Here is a 1,736-nt window from a genome sequence, read left to right as displayed (position 1 = left end):
AGAGAAAGAGCGATGGATGTCGCATATTTAAACAGTATTGTAAATAGTATTATATTTATACAAAATATACATTTTGTGTGAATATAATATAAACATAATGTATTTATTGTTTATACAGTATTTTATTGTTATTTATACAAATTATATTTGACATTTGCTAAAATGAACAATAATGAATTTTCCGCTGTATCGTTGTGATACAGTTATTTTTAATAATTAAAAGGAGACTAAAAATGGCTAGTTCAAGCTCGTCACATGATTCACACAGCAGTTCACATTCACACAGCAGTTCACATTCACACAGCAGTTCACATTCATCAAGTTGGTTTCATTCTGACAGTTGTGGTGTGGGTGGTTATGTCTATGAAGTGGGTGTGAATACACTTTTTGGAGCTGGTGCAGGATTATTAAGTGGCGTAGCCATAGGTCCAGGCGCTGGAGCTGGAGCATTCGGAGGTGCATTATACGAAGGTCTTACGGCCTTGGGACATAAGGTAGATGATTGCTATCATCGATAAAGTAAAAATACTTTTTCTAATTTATTAGAAAATAGCGAGCAATATATTCCTGAGATCAATGATATTGTGAACATAATTTAAAAACTATGACACAACTGATTTCAGGGATATCATAATATTTATGACAATCATATTTTAGGGAGCATCTTCATTATGGAGATTATTTATAAAACTGCAAAATTATTTCTTCCAGAATTTATAGGTTTTTTTATGGGTTTTTTTGCATGTACTTTGTTACTTAGATTTAAAAGCTATAGTTGGGAAGCATCTATAAAGAAATCACTATTAATAATGATTTTAGTCGTTATATTATCTTGTGCTATTCATTATATTATTAATTATATTGATTTATAAAAGTGCAAAAGTATAAAATTGTTATTCATATTCATTATATTTTTCTCTCTTTCCAATACGTGAAAACAGTTCTCCCACTTGCCAAGTGCGTAAAGTGGACAAAGAGAGACTTAAAAGATGGGTGTAAATGCGCCGTCCAAATTCTAGCGTAAGCCGATTGGCTAAATAAGCTCCTAAGTAGCCAGATAGAGTGCTAAGAGCTGTGCTAAACAGCATGATAGCAACCATCAAGACAACGATAGCATAGAGACTTTCAATACGCTGAAAAGGGAGAATACGGTCGATAATCGCTTGAAAAATAAAAGGATTCACCAAGCCAAGTAAGCGCAAAACGACAGCAGCGCAACTGATCATGAGCAGGGCAACGGGCTGTTCCATAACGCCCATGCCAAACACCATGCACAGCACCGTGTAATACCCTGCGCATTCTTAAAAGAACACATCATTTTAAATCCTATAACGTTGCGTCACAGGACAGATTGTGCACTCTCTAGGGTGATGAGTTTGAGAAAGCCTTGTCCGTCCTTACGTGACAAGGCTTTTTTTTATGCCGCGTCACTTTGACGTTGCTGTTTTGCTTGCTCGATGACATTCAAAAGATCTGATTGTAACCAACGCGATAAAAAACCCAATTTTAGGGGTTTTGGGAGAGATCCATTGGTAACATGACGGCGGAATGTTGAGACACTCATATGAAGCAATTTGGCACTTTCACGGTCTGTCAAAAGAATATCATTTTCTATCATACTAAAATCCTTTCTATCAAAAAATGGTAACAAATCATAACCATTTATTAACCATATTTTTGTTCATTTTTGAAGGTATTTTATTTATAGAAAACAATATTTTATCATAGTTTTTCTG

3 protein-coding genes are annotated in these 1,736 nt (G+C 34.6%); 1 reads left to right on the top strand and 2 read right to left on the bottom strand.

What is annotated here, in order from left to right; translation table 11 throughout:
- Positions 1–233 precede the first annotated feature (233 nt).
- Positions 234–518, top strand: a complete 285-nt coding sequence (locus ACFIKH_RS09060) for a hypothetical protein (RefSeq protein WP_375671526.1) — start codon at positions 234–236, stop codon at positions 516–518.
- A gap of 375 nt (positions 519–893) precedes the next feature.
- Here the strand turns inward: ACFIKH_RS09060 and ACFIKH_RS09055 are convergent, their stop codons facing one another.
- Positions 894–1,271 (bottom strand): ABC transporter transmembrane domain-containing protein, encoded by a 378-nt coding sequence (locus ACFIKH_RS09055; RefSeq protein WP_375671525.1) that lies wholly within the window; start codon positions 1,269–1,271, stop codon positions 894–896.
- Between the two features lie 146 nt (positions 1,272–1,417).
- Positions 1,418–1,618 carry a helix-turn-helix transcriptional regulator gene (locus ACFIKH_RS09050; RefSeq protein ID WP_375642557.1) on the bottom strand — a complete coding sequence of 67 codons (201 nt, stop codon included), beginning with the start codon at positions 1,616–1,618 and terminating at the stop codon, positions 1,418–1,420.
- Positions 1,619–1,736: the final 118 nt, after the last annotated feature.

This window comes from Bartonella sp. SD1336NMGDW (assembly GCF_042193565.1).
GTDB lineage: Bacteria > Pseudomonadota > Alphaproteobacteria > Rhizobiales > Rhizobiaceae > Bartonella > Bartonella grahamii.
This window is presented reverse-complemented; position numbering and strand designations above follow the sequence as displayed.